At 65.0% G+C, this 15,564-nt stretch carries 15 protein-coding genes; 7 read left to right on the top strand and 8 right to left on the bottom strand.

Annotated features, from left to right (window positions below; genetic code table 11):
- Positions 1–61: 61 nt before the first annotated feature.
- From ACPZMI_RS23625 to ACPZMI_RS23610, 4 genes are read left to right on the top strand one after another with little or no spacing between them, the layout of a single operon-like run.
- Positions 62–1,225, top strand: coding sequence for an isovaleryl-CoA dehydrogenase (locus tag ACPZMI_RS23625; protein ID WP_186669492.1), 1,164 nt, complete (start codon positions 62–64; stop codon positions 1,223–1,225).
- Between the two features lie 19 nt (positions 1,226–1,244).
- The gene (locus ACPZMI_RS23620) at positions 1,245–2,852 is read left to right on the top strand and encodes a carboxyl transferase domain-containing protein (protein WP_426353180.1); all 1,608 of its coding nucleotides are present in this window, start codon (positions 1,245–1,247) and stop codon (positions 2,850–2,852) included.
- A gap of 3 nt (positions 2,853–2,855) precedes the next feature.
- Positions 2,856–3,668: a gamma-carboxygeranoyl-CoA hydratase gene (locus ACPZMI_RS23615; RefSeq protein WP_186669496.1), complete on the top strand. Its 813-nt coding sequence runs from the start codon at positions 2,856–2,858 to the stop codon at positions 3,666–3,668.
- The gene (locus tag ACPZMI_RS23610) at positions 3,665–5,620 is read left to right on the top strand and encodes an acetyl/propionyl/methylcrotonyl-CoA carboxylase subunit alpha (protein ID WP_426353179.1); all 1,956 of its coding nucleotides are present in this window, start codon (positions 3,665–3,667) and stop codon (positions 5,618–5,620) included. Before ACPZMI_RS23615 ends, ACPZMI_RS23610 begins: the two co-directional genes overlap by 4 nt.
- 96 nt (positions 5,621–5,716) lie before the next feature.
- Here the strand turns inward: ACPZMI_RS23610 and ACPZMI_RS23605 are convergent, their stop codons facing one another.
- Entirely contained in the window at positions 5,717–6,376 is a 660-nt protein-coding gene (locus ACPZMI_RS23605) for a S24 family peptidase (protein WP_238343291.1), read from the bottom strand.
- Positions 6,377–6,506: 130 nt separating this feature from the next.
- Between ACPZMI_RS23605 and ACPZMI_RS23600 the strand changes: the two genes are divergently transcribed.
- The 3 genes from ACPZMI_RS23600 (at position 6,507) to ACPZMI_RS23590 (ending at position 9,032) form a co-directional block, all read left to right on the top strand.
- The gene (locus tag ACPZMI_RS23600) at positions 6,507–6,815 is read left to right on the top strand and encodes a DUF6124 family protein (RefSeq protein ID WP_054894738.1); all 309 of its coding nucleotides are present in this window, start codon (positions 6,507–6,509) and stop codon (positions 6,813–6,815) included.
- Between the two features lie 441 nt (positions 6,816–7,256).
- A complete protein-coding gene (locus tag ACPZMI_RS23595; protein ID WP_186719629.1) occupies positions 7,257–7,772 on the top strand; it encodes a DUF4880 domain-containing protein in 516 nt (171 codons plus the stop codon).
- Between the two features lie 111 nt (positions 7,773–7,883).
- Positions 7,884–9,032: a M14 family metallopeptidase gene (locus ACPZMI_RS23590; protein WP_426353178.1), complete on the top strand. Its 1,149-nt coding sequence runs from the start codon at positions 7,884–7,886 to the stop codon at positions 9,030–9,032.
- Between the two features lie 28 nt (positions 9,033–9,060).
- Here the strand turns inward: ACPZMI_RS23590 and ACPZMI_RS23585 are convergent, their stop codons facing one another.
- The 7 genes from ACPZMI_RS23585 to ACPZMI_RS23555 all read right to left on the bottom strand — a co-directional run bounded on the left by ACPZMI_RS23585 (position 9,061) and on the right by ACPZMI_RS23555 (position 15,417).
- Positions 9,061–10,032: a Csu type fimbrial protein gene (locus ACPZMI_RS23585; protein ID WP_288375463.1), complete on the bottom strand. Its 972-nt coding sequence runs from the start codon at positions 10,030–10,032 to the stop codon at positions 9,061–9,063.
- The gene (locus tag ACPZMI_RS23580) at positions 10,029–12,326 is read right to left on the bottom strand and encodes a fimbria/pilus outer membrane usher protein (RefSeq protein WP_426353189.1); all 2,298 of its coding nucleotides are present in this window, start codon (positions 12,324–12,326) and stop codon (positions 10,029–10,031) included. The genes ACPZMI_RS23585 and ACPZMI_RS23580 overlap by 4 nt, the downstream gene beginning before the upstream one ends.
- 107 nt (positions 12,327–12,433) lie before the next feature.
- Positions 12,434–13,213, bottom strand: coding sequence for a fimbrial biogenesis chaperone (locus ACPZMI_RS23575; RefSeq protein WP_186719633.1), 780 nt, complete (start codon positions 13,211–13,213; stop codon positions 12,434–12,436).
- Between the two features lie 51 nt (positions 13,214–13,264).
- On the bottom strand, positions 13,265–13,768 hold the full coding sequence (locus ACPZMI_RS23570; RefSeq protein WP_112897910.1) for a Csu type fimbrial protein: 504 nt from the start codon (positions 13,766–13,768) through the stop codon (positions 13,265–13,267).
- A gap of 3 nt (positions 13,769–13,771) precedes the next feature.
- On the bottom strand, positions 13,772–14,305 hold the full coding sequence (locus tag ACPZMI_RS23565) for a Csu type fimbrial protein (RefSeq protein ID WP_054894731.1): 534 nt from the start codon (positions 14,303–14,305) through the stop codon (positions 13,772–13,774).
- Between the two features lie 17 nt (positions 14,306–14,322).
- Positions 14,323–14,856: a Csu type fimbrial protein gene (locus ACPZMI_RS23560; RefSeq protein ID WP_426353177.1), complete on the bottom strand. Its 534-nt coding sequence runs from the start codon at positions 14,854–14,856 to the stop codon at positions 14,323–14,325.
- Between the two features lie 33 nt (positions 14,857–14,889).
- On the bottom strand, positions 14,890–15,417 hold the full coding sequence (locus tag ACPZMI_RS23555; protein ID WP_186669513.1) for a Csu type fimbrial protein: 528 nt from the start codon (positions 15,415–15,417) through the stop codon (positions 14,890–14,892).
- Positions 15,418–15,564: the final 147 nt, after the last annotated feature.

The following is a 15,564-nucleotide window of genomic DNA, read 5'->3' as shown; positions in this document are numbered from 1 at the left end:
CAAGCCCGCTCCCACAGGGTCGGTGCAGTACCTCGAATTTCAAGAACAACAAGGTGCCCCCATGCATTACCCGACCCTGAACTTCGCCCTGGGCGAGACCATCGACATGCTCCGCGACCAGGTACGCACCTTCGCTGCCGCCGAACTCGCCCCGCGCGCGGCGCAGATCGACCACGACAACCTGTTCCCCGCCGACATGTGGCGCAAGTTCGGCGACATGGGCCTGCTGGGCATCACCGTCGCGGAAGAATATGGCGGCGCAGGCCTGGGCTACCTGGCCCATGTGGTGTCGATGGAAGAGATCAGCCGTGCCTCGGCCTCGGTGGCACTGTCCTACGGCGCCCACTCCAACCTCTGCGTCAACCAGATCAACCGCAACGGCACCCATGAACAGAAGCTGAAGTACCTGCCCAAGCTGATCAGCGGCGAGCACATCGGCGCCCTGGCCATGAGCGAGCCCAATGCCGGCTCCGACGTGGTGTCGATGAAACTGCGCGCCGAGAAACGCGGCGACCGCTATGTACTCAACGGCAGCAAGACCTGGATCACCAACGGCCCCGACGCCAACACCTACGTGATCTACGCCAAGACCGACCTGGACAAGGGCCCGCACGGCATCAGCGCATTCATCGTCGAACGTGACTGGAAGGGCTTCTCGCGCAGCAACAAGTTCGACAAGCTGGGCATGCGCGGCTCCAACACCTGCGAGCTGTTCTTCGATGGCGTCGAAGTGCCGGAAGAAAACATCCTCGGCCAGCTCAATGGCGGTGTGCGTGTGCTGATGAGCGGCCTGGACTACGAGCGCGTGGTGCTCTCGGGCGGTCCGACCGGCATCATGCAGAGCTGCATGGACCTGGTGGTGCCCTACATCCACGATCGCAAGCAGTTCGGCCAGAGCATCGGCGAATTCCAGCTGATCCAGGGCAAGATCGCCGACATGTACACCCAGCTCAACGCCAGCCGCGCCTACCTCTACGCCGTGGCCCAGGCCTGCGACCGTGGCGAGACCACGCGCAAGGACGCCGCCGGGGTGATCCTCTACACCGCCGAACGCGCTACGCAGATGGCCCTGGAAGCGATCCAGATTCTCGGCGGCAACGGCTACATCAACGAATTCCCGGCCGGCCGCCTGCTGCGTGACGCCAAACTCTACGAGATCGGTGCCGGCACCAGCGAAATTCGCCGGATGCTGATCGGCCGCGAACTGTTCAACGAAACCCGCTGAGCACAAGGAGCTGGCGTCCATGGCTACCCTGCACACCCAGATCAACCCGCGCTCGGCTGAGTTCGCCAGCAACAGCGCGGCCATGCTCGAACAGGTCGATGCCCTGCGCACCCTGCTGGCCCAGGTCAGCCAGGGCGGCGGGCCCAAGGCCCAGCAGCGCCATACCTCGCGCGGCAAGCTGCTGCCGCGCGAGCGCATCGACCGCCTGCTCGACCCGGGCTCGGCGTTTCTCGAGATCGGCCAGCTCGCCGCCCATGAGGTGTATGGCGAAGACGTGCCGGCAGCAGGCGTGATCGCCGGCATCGGCCGCGTCGAAGGGGTCGAGTGCATGATCGTGGCCAACGACGCCACGGTCAAAGGCGGCTCCTACTACCCGCTGACCGTGAAGAAACACCTGCGCGCGCAGACCATCGCCCTGCAGAATCGCCTGCCGTGCATCTACCTGGTCGACTCCGGCGGCGCCAACCTGCCACGCCAGGACGAAGTGTTCCCGGATCGTGAGCACTTCGGACGGATCTTCTTCAACCAGGCCAACATGAGCGCCCTGGGCATTGCGCAGATCGCCGTGGTGATGGGCTCGTGCACCGCAGGTGGCGCCTATGTGCCGGCGATGGCCGACGAAGCGATCATGGTGCGCCAGCAGGCGACCATCTTCCTCGCCGGCCCGCCGCTGGTGAAGGCCGCCACCGGCGAGGTGGTGAGCGCCGAAGACCTGGGCGGCGCCGATGTGCATTGCCGCACCAGCGGCGTGGCCGACCACTATGCCGACAACGACGAGCATGCCCTGGCGATCGCCCGGCGCAGCGTGGCCAACCTCAACTGGCACAAACTCGGGCGCCTGCAATGCCAGGCACCGATCGCACCGCTGTACGACGCCCAGGAGCTGTACGGCGTGGTGCCGGCCGATGCCAAGCAACCGTTCGATGTGCGCGAGATCATCGCGCGCCTGGTCGATGGCTCCGTGTTCGATGAATTCAAGGCCCTGTTCGGCACCACCCTGGTGTGCGGTTTCGCCCACCTGCACGGCTACCCGGTAGCGATCCTGGCCAACAACGGCATCCTCTTTGCCGAGGCTGCGCAAAAAGGCGCGCACTTCATCGAACTGGCCTGCCAACGCGGCATCCCGCTGTTGTTCCTGCAGAACATCACGGGCTTCATGGTCGGCAAGAAATACGAGGAAGGCGGTATCGCCAAGCACGGCGCCAAGCTGGTGACCGCAGTGGCCTGCGCCCAGGTGCCGAAGTTCACGGTGATCATCGGCGGCAGCTTCGGTGCTGGCAACTACGGCATGTGCGGGCGCGCCTACGATCCGCGCTTCCTGTGGATGTGGCCTAACGCGCGAATTGGCGTGATGGGTGCCGAACAGGCCGCCGGCGTGCTGGCCCAGGTCAAGCGCGAGCAGAGCGAGCGCAGTGGCGAGGTGTTCAGCGCCGAGGACGAAAAGCAGCTCAAGCAGCCGATCCTCGACCAGTACGAGCGCCAGGGCCACCCCTACTATTCCAGCGCCCGGCTGTGGGATGACGGCGTCATCGACCCGGCGCAAACCCGTGAAGTGCTGGGCCTTGCCTTGTCCGCCGCGCTGAACGCCCCGATCGAACAGAGCCGCTTCGGCATTTTCCGGATGTGACCCATGAGCGATTTTGCCACCCTCGAAGTGATAAAGGACCCTCGCGGCTTCGCCACCCTGTGGCTGAGCCGGGAAGACAAGAACAACGCCTTCAACGCCCAGATGATTCGCGAGCTGATCGTTGCCATCGACCAACTGGGCGAAGACAGCCGCCTGCGCTTCGTGCTGCTGCGTGGCCGTGGCCGGCACTTCAGCGCCGGTGCTGACCTGGCCTGGATGCAGCAGTCGGCGCAGTTGGACTTCAATACCAACCTGGACGACGCCCATGAACTGGGCGAGCTGATGTACGCGCTGCATCGCCTCAAGGCGCCGACCCTGGCCGTGGTCCAGGGCGCCGCATTCGGTGGTGCGCTGGGCCTGATCAGTTGCTGCGACATGGCCATCGGCGCTGAAGATGCACAGCTGTGTCTGTCGGAGGTCCGCATCGGCCTGGCACCGGCAGTGATCAGCCCGTTCGTGGTCAAGGCCATCGGTGAGCGTGCCGCTCGCCGCTATGCCCTGACCGCCGAGCGCTTCAGTGGTGCGCGCGCCCGCGAGCTGGGCCTGCTGGCCGAGGTGTACCCTGCCAGCGAACTGGACACCCAGGTCCAGGCCTGGATCGACAACCTGCTGCTCAACAGCCCTCAGGCCCTGCGCGCCACCAAGGACCTGCTGCGCGAGGTGGACGATGGCGAACTGAGCCCTGCCCTGCGCCGCTACACCGAGAACACCATCGCCCGCATTCGTGTCAGCCCCGAAGGCCAGGAGGGCCTGAGCGCCTTCCTGGAAAAACGCCGCCCCGCCTGGCAGCCCGTCGACAAGGAACCTCGCCCATGAGCCACCCCCCGCTGACCACCCTGCTGGTCGCCAACCGCGGCGAGATCGCCTGTCGGGTGATGCGCACCGCCAAGGCCATGGGCCTGACCACCGTCGCAGTGCACAGCGCCACCGACCGTGACGCCCGGCACAGCCGCGAAGCCGATATCTGCGTCGACCTGGGCGGCACCAAGGCCGCCGACAGCTACCTGGTGATCGACAAGCTGATCGCTGCAGCCAAGGCCAGTGGCGCACAGGCGATCCATCCCGGCTACGGCTTTCTTTCCGAGAACGCAGGCTTTGCCCGCGCCATCGAGCAGGCCGGGCTGATCTTCCTCGGCCCACCGGCCAGCGCCATCGATGCCATGGGCAGCAAGTCGGCGGCCAAGGCCCTGATGGAAGCCGCCGGGGTGCCGCTGGTGCCCGGCTATCACGGTGACGCCCAGGACCTGGAGACCTTCCGCGCCGCTGCCGAACGCATTGGTTATCCGGTGCTGCTCAAGGCCAGTGCCGGGGGTGGCGGCAAGGGCATGAAGGTGGTCGAGCAGGAGAGCGAGCTGGCCGACGCCCTGGCCTCGGCACAACGCGAGGCGCAATCGTCGTTCGGCGATGCGCGAATGTTGGTGGAAAAGTACGTGCTCAAGCCTCGGCACGTGGAAATCCAGGTGTTCGCCGACCAACACGGCCATTGCCTGTACCTCAACGAACGCGACTGCTCGATCCAGCGTCGCCACCAGAAGGTTGTCGAAGAGGCTCCGGCCCCAGGCTTGTCGGCGCAACTGCGCCAAGCCATGGGTGAGGCGGCGGTGCGCGCGGCCCAGGCCATCGGTTATGTCGGCGCTGGCACCGTGGAGTTCCTGCTCGATGCCCGCGGCGAGTTCTTCTTCATGGAAATGAACACCCGCCTGCAGGTCGAACACCCGGTCACCGAGGCGATCACCGGGCTGGACCTGGTGGCCTGGCAGATCCGTGTCGCTTGCGGCGAGGCCTTGCCGATCACTCAGGAGCAGGTGCCGCTGGTTGGCCATGCCATCGAGGTGCGGCTGTATGCGGAAGATCCGGCCAATGACTTCCTGCCGGCCACCGGCACCCTGGCGCTGTACCGCGAATCGGCGCCAGGCGAAGGGCGCCGGGTCGACAGCGGGGTCAGCGAGGGCGATGTGATCTCGCCGTTCTACGACCCGATGCTGGGCAAGCTGATCGCCTGGGGACAGGATCGCGAACAGGCGCGCTTGCGACTACTGGCCATGCTCGACGAGTTCGCCATCGGCGGCTTGAAAACCAACATCGCCTTCCTGCGGCGCATCCTCGCCCATCCGGCCTTCGCGGCCGCCGAACTGGATACCGGCTTCATTGGCCGTCATCACGAAGTGCTGCTGCCCGCCACCGGCGAGCGTCCGGCGCTGTTCTGGCAAGCCGCTGCCGAAGCCTGGCTGCAGAGCGGCTCGCCACGACGTCGCACAGACGACGGCAACTCGCCCTGGGCCCGCTGCGATGGCTTGCGCCTGGGCCTGCCAGCCCGCAGCAGCCTGCATCTGTCATGCGAGGGTCAGGACCAGGCCGTGGCGCTGCAGAACAGCGCGCCCTCAGCGTTCCAACTGCTCGGCGAGCAACTGGTGCAGGACCAGGATGGCCTGCGGCGGCGCTACCTGGCCATTCGTCGCGAGGGCGTGCTGTACCTGCAATGGGCGGGCGAACTGCACGCAGTCACGGCGTTCGATCCGATTGCCGCCGCCGAGGCCAGCCATGGCCATCAGGGGGGGCTGGGCGCGCCCATGAACGGCAGCATCGTGCGCGTGCTGGTCGAAGCGGGTCAGGCAGTGGAAGCCGGAACAGCGCTGGTGGTGCTGGAGGCGATGAAGATGGAGCACAGTATTCGTGCACCGCAGGCGGGGATCGTGAAGGCGCTGTTCTGCCAGGAAGGCGACATGGTCAGCGAAGGGACGGTGCTGGTGGAACTGGAAGAGAGCTGAGGGGCCTGCAGGAGCGGCCATGTGCCGCTCCTGCAGGGATTGCCCTGGTTTTCAGCGCCTGGATGAAGACTAGCCGCACCACATGGCCGGGCGGGCTCAATGCCGCCCGTGCGACCTCACCACCACGCCCAGCACTTCGAAATCCTCGCCGCACAGCAGCTTCGGGTAGGTCGGGTTCAACGGTTTGAGATACCGCTGCCCGCCATCCTCGACCAACTGCCGGAACATCGCCGAGGTGCCCTTCTGCCGGGCGATCACCAGTTTGCCTGGCGCCGCCGGCACCCCAGGATCCACCAGCACCAGCGTTTGCTCGGGCACGCTGGGGCCGGTGGCGGCGCTCATCAGGTCGCCTTCGACCGGCAACCAGAATGCCTTGCCCAGCGCCGGGTAGTCGGTCTGCTCATAGACGATGCACCCCTCGGGCCACGGCCCCTCCAGCTCGGTCCAGGCCAGCACCGGATAGCGGAAGCACATGATGTACTGCAGCAGGTCGTCGTCATCCCCGCCTGCCTCGGCGGCGTAGGCGCCATTGGGCTCGGCCAGTTGGTCGATGCGTACCATGCGCAGCGAAACATGCAGGTGCGCCATCCCCAGGGCCTGCAGGACCTGGTTCATCATGCCCACCTTCGGCTGACGGGTGCCACGCAGCCAATGGCCGACACCGCCCTGGGTCACCCCAACACGTTCGGCGAGTTGTTCCTGCGAAAGCCCCAGCTCCCGCATCCTTTGCTTGACCAGCGCGATCCATTTTTCCATCGCCCGCACGATACGGACTGCCCATCAGCGCTCAATACACATATTGTATTATTAATCTGATAGTCATTAGTACTTTTCGTATTAGTATTCGAGTGTACTGATTTCCCTATCACGCTCAACAGGTAACAGGATGAAACCGATGACACATCCAGAAAAGGATTTGGACGGCGAAGCGGCGCGTCGCGCGCTCGACTACTACCTCAACCCAACACCACCGCACACCAGCATCGACAGCGTGCCCTGGCGGCTGCGCGACGAGGTCTCCCCCGAGCAAGCCAACGCGCACGCCTTGGCCTTGTTGCGCTGCGCAGCCGCCACGGCACAGCAAACCGGCAGCCATCAACAGGGCACGACCCGAGAGGTGCTGTTCGCACTGATGCATATGGTGAACATGGCCCGCGCGATGCTGGAGCAACGGCAAGCGCCACAGGGGCTATGAGAGACGGGAGTACGTGATGGCCGGGTAACGAACATTGCCCGGTTGCCGGACAGAGGAAGTGCACAAGAAATTATTTTTCTGGAGGACAGAAAAATCATTTGACTTGCAAATGATAACGATTATTATTGCACTCAGCAGGTCGCGAGACCCGCTGGATAACCTGGAGCCCTCAGGTCGGGCGCTCAGATTATCTCCTCATCAGGCTAATCACGGTTTTTGACCCGGCTTTTTGCCGGGTCATTTTTTTTTGGCTCTTCAGGCTAATGAAGAAGGGTTACCGCGTTGAATGGCCGCGATGATAGCAAAGGTGTGTCAATTCGTGAATGCGTGTTACAGCGTTTTGCGCAAACAGCACTTGAGAATCAATCTCGTTAAGATTAAGCTGCCTACGCATCAGGGAGGATGCCCCCTCTCCCCCTCTTCTCGCGCAAGGAGCCGTCCATGACCCGTCTGCTGCTGCCCCTCGAGCATGGCCCGCAAGTCGCCCGCCCGCCTACCGAAGACACGTTGCTGCATGGTCTCAGGCGCTTGCCACGCCGGGTTCAGCAGGTATTTCTGCTCAATCGCCTCGACCAGCTCGGCATTGCCGACATTGCTGCCCGCCTCGACCTGCCCCTGCTGACCATCGAACGCCATCTCTTCCAGGCACTGCAAAGCGCATTGCCACGTGGCGACCGCCTGGCCAGCATTGCCGGCCAATGGTACGTGCGCCTGCAAAGCCCGGAGGCGACAACCTGCGAGCGCATCGATTTCCGCCGTTGGCTGGATGCCGCGCCGCAGCACCTGCAGGCCTTTGAGCAGATCGAACTGTGCTGGCGCAGCCTGCTGGCTCCAGCTCGCCAGTTGGGCCAGGATGGCGGGTATCGCAATGGCCGTGCCGCGTTATCGCTGGGCGGGTGTTCGATTGCCGTAGGCCTGGGCGTTGCCGCATTGATCGCCCTCGGGCTGCTCGCCTGACACGCAGGCGCCGCCCTCGCGCGGGAGCTTGTCGCGTAAAGGGGCCAGCAAAGACACCCCACCTGTCGTTGAGCTACAGTAGCGTCACAACAAAGCCACAGGAGTCTGGCAATGACCGTGACGCTGTCCCCACTGCAGATCGACTGCGATTTCGATTCCGGCAATATCCAGGTACTGGATGCCAGTGACCCGCGCCAGGTGCGCCTGGCCATCCGCCCCGACACCCACAGCGGCCACTTCCAGTGGTTCCATTTCAAGGTGAGCGGCCTGACGGTCGGCCAGACCCACCGCTTCAGCCTCGACAACGCCCATGAGTCCTCCTACAAGAACGCCTGGGACGGCTACCACGCCGTGGCGTCGTACGACCAGCAGAACTGGTTCCGCGTACCCAGCAGCTTCGACGGCAAGGCCCTCGCGTTCGATTTCACGGCCAAACAGCCACAGGCTTGGTTCGCCTATTTCGAACCCTACCCACGCGCGCGCCACAACCAGCTCATCGAGCGGGCCCGGCATATTCCCGGCGTCACGCTGCTGGCCAGCGGTCGTAGCGTGCAGGGCCGCGACATCCCGCTGCTGCGTGCCGGTGATGGCGCCGACGGCAAGCGCAAACTGTGGATCATCGCCCAGCAGCACCCCGGTGAACACATGGCCGAGTGGTTCATGGAAGGCGTGATCGACTGCCTTGAGAGCAACGATGCAACGGTCCAGCGCCTGCTTGCCCAAGCCGACCTGTACCTGATCCCCAACATGAACCCTGACGGCGCCTTCCTCGGCCATCTGCGCACCAACTTCAAGGGCAAGGACCTCAATCGTGCCTGGCAGGACGCCAGTGTCGAGCTCAGCCCGGAGGTGTTCTTCGCCCAGAGCCAGATGAAGCAGTACGGCGTGGATGCCTTCGTCGACGCCCATGGCGACGAGGAAATCCCCCATGTATTCACCGCGGCCTGCGAAGGCAACCCGGGCTACACACCACGCATCGCCAAACTGGAGGAGCAGTTTCGTAGCACCCTGTGCAGCGTGACCAAAGACTTCCAGACCGTCCACGGCTACACCCGCGACCAGCCTGGCCAAGCGAACATGACGCTGGCCTGCAATGCGGTCGGGCAGGCCTACGACTGCCTGTCGCTGACCTTGGAAATGCCGTTCAAGGACCACGACGACAACCCCGACGCCAAGTGCGGCTGGTCGGGCGCGCGCTCCAAGAAGTTGGCAGGCGCAGTGCTGGAAACGTTGGAAAAGATGGTCAAGGAGTTGCGCTGATCCGCAAGACAGCGGCCCATTGATCCGCTCAGAACTGCACGTCGAGAATCACGCTGTCGGTGTAGGTCGCTGCAGGCGGCGTCGCCTGATCGGTGTAGACCTTGGCGTTGTAGTTGAACACCTGGCTGCCGGTGCCCGTGCCGGCACCGGGGTTCACGTTGGCGTCGCTGCTCGCGCGCCGGGCCGCGCCCACCGATCCCCAGCGCACGGTGCCAGCGCTCTTGAAGATGTCGTAGGCCAGGTAGTTGTTGGCCGTAGACTTCATCCGCCGACGCCCACCCGACACGTTCTGCCCATCGTCCAGCCCGACCGTGTAGTTGCTGCCCTTGGTACAGGCGATGTTGATGCTCTGGTTCACCGTCGCAAACCCGGCCACCACCGGCGCACTGGCAAAACTGATATTGGGGGTGGTGATCTGGCAATCGTTGCTGACGGTCAGCGTCACTGTCAGGGTCTGCGTACCGCTGCCGATATCCCGTCCCAGGCAGATACCGCCCAGGCCGATGCCTGAGCAATAGTTCCAGTCCCAGAAGATCGACAGGGTCTCGGTGTAGACCCCGGCCGCAACATTGGCCCCCACCACGGTGCGCAGGTACAGCGGCACCGACTTGGGCGAGGTGCCGTTGAGCAGCCCCAGGGCGTCGATGATGCCGTTGGGGACGAAATCGAAACGCGTGCCGCGACTGATCGGAAAGTTGGTGGTGTTGTTGGCGTAGATCGTATAGGGGATGACATCGCCAGTCGGGCCGACCATGCCCGTGCTGGTGGAGGTGATGGTGGCGTAGAAATGGTCGTTGCTGGTCAACAGCGACAACAGTGAGCCGGTGCAGGACAGCCCGGCATTGGTGGTCGAAGCCGGTTGCACCGTGGTGCGCACCAGCGTCGAATTGATCGTGCCGAAGGACGCAGGCACCGTGGCCCCCACCGAACAGGCCGACCACGCCTGAGCGCAACCGGCACACAGGCCGAGCCCCAGCACCACCCTGCCCAGGGCATTCATCGGCACACCAGAGGGCCGATCAGCGGAATCGCCCCTTCCCCTTCAGGCAGGTCGAATTCGACCTGGCACTGGCCGCCATCAGCGACTTCGACCTGCAGGCGATTGTGCGCCGACAGGTTCTCCAGGTAGACCAGGCCATCCCACCCCACCACGGCCTCGCTGCCGCCCTGGATGCCCCTCACCCGGCTGCCCAGCTTGAGCTCCTGCTGGTTGGCATCGACCAGCACGATGCTTGCTGCCAGCACCCGCTTGAGCGGGAACTCCAAAAGATAGCCACTGCCCCGACGCACCGCGACGCGTTGTTCGACCGTCGAAGCCATCACATCGGCGGGCAGCTCCATTGGATCGATCTCGTACTTGCCACGGTAGTAACCGCTGCTGTACGGCACCAGCAGGTGGCCATTGCCGTCGGTGCGACCGACCAACTGGTTCTCGTAGCGCACCGGCACATCGGCGTAGCCACTGGTGCTGACAACCACGAACGCATCATCGATACGGTTGGCGGCGAACATGCCCGAGTCCATCAGCACCAGCGAACCGCTGGCATCGGCCCAGCGGGTCATCTCCTCGCTGCTGCCATAGACCCCCGCCTGCAGCTGCACGGACTGCAGGCGCCAGGTCACATCGGCCTGCCGATAGGCGCCTCGATCCCCCCCATTGGCGTAGCCAAGGTTGTAACCCACACCGCCACCCACTGGCACTGCGCGGCTGTAGTTGACGCGCTGCAGGTCCTGGCCGTCCTTGCTGCGCTCGGCGCTGAAGGCCAGGGTGCCATGGGTATCGAACGGGACCACCAGTTGTGCCTGCACCGCCCACTGACTGTCACCGACATCGCGGTTGGCCGACAGGTACAGGCTGCTGTTGCGCCACAACGGCTTGCTCCAGCTCAGGTTGATCAGCCGCGTGCGCGAGCCATCCCCCGCGCGCACGTCGAAATAGCCAGCACCGACGCTGCCGTAGCGATCCAGGTTCAGGCTTACGGTCGCCTGCTCGCTGCGCGTGCTCAGGCGGGTATAGGGATTGTCGACCAGCGTCAGGTCGGCATAATCGCCATGGCGCTCGATCCGCTGGTAGTTGAAGCCGATACGTCGGCTGTTGTACTGGTAACCCAAGGCCACCTGCTGCCCTGTGTCGCCCTCGAAACGGCTCTGCGCCACGGCGGCGTTGAGCACACCGAAGGTTCCCAGGCGCAGGTTGCCACCCAGGCCACCGAGCATCATCGACTCGGCCGTTTCGGCGTGGGTTTCGAGGGTGAAGTAATCGGACACACCATGGCGCAAGCTCGCCGATGCCACTGCGGGCCCGTAGCCGAAGTCCTTCACGGCATAGTCACGGCGAAGGCTACCGGCAGCCACCGAAAAGTCCGACAGCCCCTCGGCCAGCAAGCTGCTGGTCACGTAGAACGGCAAGGTCGTCGAGATCTGGCGCCCGAGCGCATCGGTGGTCACCACCACGGCTTCACCGGCACCGTTGATGAACGGCACGTTGGTGAGTGTGTAGGGCCCCGGTTGCAGATCGGTGGTGCTGGTCTTGTAACCATTGATGAACAGATCCAGCGACGTGGGTACCGCCGCCTCTCCGGCAAAGGCCGGCAGCGGATAGGTGACCAGGTCCGGGCGTGCGGCAAAGTCTCGGGAAACCTGCAAGCCGCCCACCCGCACCGAGCTGCTCCAGGGCAAGGCGCTGGTGACCAGATCGCCTGCCTCGTAGGTCAACAGGCGCTGCTCGTCGGTGAAACGCCAGGTGGTGTCGTAGCGCAGAAAGCCTTCGCGGCTCTGATTCCGGGGGGCACCGTTGAATGACTCACGCCACTGCCCGGTGGTGGAGAAGGTGCCCCAACTGTCGAACACCCGCAGCTCGTTCCAGGCGGCGAGATAGGTGCCGGCATCATCGGTGTCGTTCAGGTACAGGTCATAGTTGAGCAAAGCGCCGAAACTACTGCGCGCATCGCTGGCCGGATACAGGTTGCGTCCACCGAACTGCTGGTCGGGCAGCCACGCCGGCGGCACCTGCAGCAGCAGGCGCTGGTTTGGGCTGTCGTAGTCCACATGCAGGCCGACGATGCTTTCCAGCGCCACCTCCCCCTGAGGATCGCCCGGCACCAGGATGCCCGCCGCACGCAGCGCATCGCTGGCCAGGTACAGTCGCCCGGCACGCTGCTGCACCGGCACCAGCTCAGCCTTGGGCACCTGATTCACCAGCAGGTCCAGGTACAGGGTGGCATCGGCAATCGCGGTGCTTTCTGTCGGGGGTGGCGGCAGATCGGCGGCCACGCCCAGCACCGGCCCCAGCATCGCCAGGCCCAGCCACCACCGGCGCGTCGCCCGCCGCCAGCCACTCACACACGGTTTCCAACCATCGGCGGGTCCTCCCTGGCCCCTCCACTACCCGCGTTTGCAGGTCACTGCCCTTGGCGGATGGCCTGAGCCACCTCCTGGCCATTGACCCGTCCCTTGAGCACGCTGCTCGCGCCCAGTTCGGTCGGTGCCGGCCAGCGCATGCTGGCCCCCGGCAGCACATAACCCAGCAGCCCCTCGACCAGCGGCTTCTGCTGGCCCCCTTGCTGCAGCACCACATCGGTGAGGCGCGCATGCACCGGCCCGGTATTGCGCAGCTCGATATACGGCTTGCCCTGTACCGTCACTGCACGCCAGCTCAATTGAGGCTTGCCGACACCTTCGGCGCTGCGCTTGCCCTCCGGGTCGGGCTTGCCCCACAGGCCTTCGCCATACACGAACAGCGGCACCGAATAGCGCATCTGCAGGCGAATGGCTGCCTTCGGCCCTTCGGTGCTGGCATCGGCCGGTGTTGGCGAGGGGATCTCGTCGATGATGATCCGGTAGGCTTGCTCCTGGCCCACCGGCGAGCTGCCGGTGCGGGTCAGCCGGATCAGTTGCTTCTGACCTGGCGGGATATTGGCCACAGGGGGGCTGCCGATGATCTCGCGCTGCGCCTGGAACTGCTCCTGATAATCGCCCTGGCGCCAGGCGAACACCCGCACCTGCAGGCTGGCCGGCGCGCTACCGCGGTTCTCCAGCCATAGCGCGCCGGCCTTCTGGTCGGCCTCGAGCACCGGATCGATCGGCCAGATCAGCACCGACGTCGCGGCTGCCACCGGCAGGCTGGCCAGCAGCAATGCCCCGATGATGATGTTCCGCGCCGTGTTCGCGCCTGCCCCCATGCCGCTCTCCTCTGTCTTATCGATAGCCGTGCCTGGACGTGCGGATCAGCATCACCAGGTCACTGTCACTTGCACTACATCGGTGTAGGTCCCCGCCGGCACATTGCCGGGCAACTGGGTGCGGCCATACACCGGCAACTTGATCGCCGTCGGATCGCTATAGCTCACCGGCACGCTGGTGCCGATGGTCAGGGCCTGGCTCAACGCCGCATCGCGAAACAGCTGGTAGGCCACCAACTGCGTGCCGCCACTGCGCTTGAGATTGCGCGTGCCGCTGGCACTGTTCTGCCCGCCATCGAGGCTCATGCCAAGGGTCACGCCCGGCGTACATTGAAAGGTCACCGTGGTGCCGCCCAGCGCGGTGCTCAGGGTGGCGGTGGACAGCGCCGACTGGGTGCCGAAATCGAGTACGCCGTAGGCGCTCACGCCGCCGACCACCAGGCAGCCTGCGGTGATCTGCGCGCTGACCTGGAAGGTACTGGTGGTCGCTGCCGTCGAGGGCGACGTCCACACCAGCCACAAGCCAGCCAGCAGTGCGTGGGGCCAACCGCGCATGGGTCAGAAGGTCAGCTCGACCGCGACCGTGTCGGTGTACACCCCGGCCGGCAGGCCCGCCTTGCCACGCGCCTGGCCGTAGAGGTTGACGGTCTGGGCGACACCGGTGCTGGTCGGCAGCGTGATGGTGCCGTCGATGGCCAGCAGTTGAGTACGACCGGTATCGGTGTAGAAGTCGTACGGTACGAAGTTGCCAGCGCCGTCGGCCAGCGCGCGCGTCCCGCCGCTGGATGCACCGTCGTGGGCACCGGCCCGCACCCGGATCGCCGGCACCGTGCCAGCCGAGCAGAGAATGCTCATGGCCCCGCCGCCGCCACCGAGCACCTGGCCATTGGCAGTGGTGAACAGAGCATCCTGGGTGCCGAAGTTCAGGCTACCGAAATTGAGCCCGGAGGTGCCGGCGCTGCCATTGACCTGGCAGGCCGAGATCAACGTCAAGGTCGAGTTGATCGTCCCGGTCACGGTGGCCGCCTGGGCCTGGGCCGCCAGGGCAAGACCCAGGGCGGTTAGGATGCAGCGAATCGATGTGCTTGCCATGGGAATCTCCTTGCGTGTTACCAGTCCAGGGTTACTCGAAGGGTGTCGCGGTACAGCCCGGCCGGCAGCGCGCGCGGCTGCGCGACCACCACGCCGTAGATCGGGACGGGCACCTGCTCGGTGCCTTGAATGGTGAAGGTGCGCGCCTGGCCGATGCCGTATCGGGTGTTGCCGCCCGGGTCGATAGCCAGCTGGTAAGGGATGAGCACGCGCCCGTTGCTCAGTTGTCGCACACTCCCTGCGCCATTGCGTCCTTCGTCGATGCGCACGCTGAAAGCGCGCACCTGAGGCGTGCAACTGATCTGCAGGCTGCCCTGCCCGCCCGCATCATCCACGCGGGTGCGCAGCGGACCATCCCAGCTCGGGGCCTGCGAGCCAAAGTCCATCAGCCCGGGATTGGCGAGGGTCGCCGGTTGCTGGTCGCTGCTGATCTGGCAGGCAGAGCTGATCACCAGGCGCGCCTGGATGAATCCCGTGGTGCTGCCATGCACCGAGGCACCGGGCAGCAGCAATGGGCCGAGGGCCAACAGCAGCAAAGAAGTACGGTTCATGTCGGCGCGTCCTTGCGCATGTGGGTCCGCTCCCTACCAGGTGACCGTGACTTTGACCAGGTCGGTGTACAGCCCGGCTTTCGGTACCCAGGCCAGTCGATCGATGCGCGCGTACAAGGGCAGCTCCACCGAACCGCTGTCCGGCACCCGCGCCGATTGTGCGACGTCCACGGCCAGTGGCTCACGCCAGGCAGCGTCGCGATAGAGGCGATAGGGAATGGGGCGCGCCTGCCGATCAGCGTCGCCCAGATAACGCAACTCGCCCACGCCGCCATGCTGGCCGCCATCGACCTTGACTTGATACGGCGTATCGGGATTACACTCCAGGCGAGGCGGGCGTTGGGCAAGCAGTATGCCGCTCAGTGGCGCATCAGGGCCGTCCAGGCGCGCGGCACTGCCCAGGTCGATTCGACCCAGGGCCTGTGCACCCGCGTCGCGCGGTTGGTTCACCAGCATGCAGCCTCGCTGCACCTGGACCCGCACTTCGACGAGAAAATCCGCCGCTACGGCACCACCACTCAACAACAGGCCCAACAGCGAGGCCAGCAAGCGCTCCGTCACCGAATCTCCCTTCCAGTGTTCCCTGTGCTGTCTTGAGCGTAGCAGTAGGATTGGATCCTGCTAGCACGCGGGATTTTTCCAGGATTGGCAGCCCTCGGCTAAGCCTTGCCCTAGGGCCTGCAACGGGAAACTTATACAAATTTCCAG

It is taken from the genome of Pseudomonas wayambapalatensis, assembly GCF_049942315.1.
GTDB classification, from domain to species: Bacteria; Pseudomonadota; Gammaproteobacteria; order Pseudomonadales; family Pseudomonadaceae; genus Aquipseudomonas; species Aquipseudomonas wayambapalatensis.
This window is presented reverse-complemented; position numbering and strand designations above follow the sequence as displayed.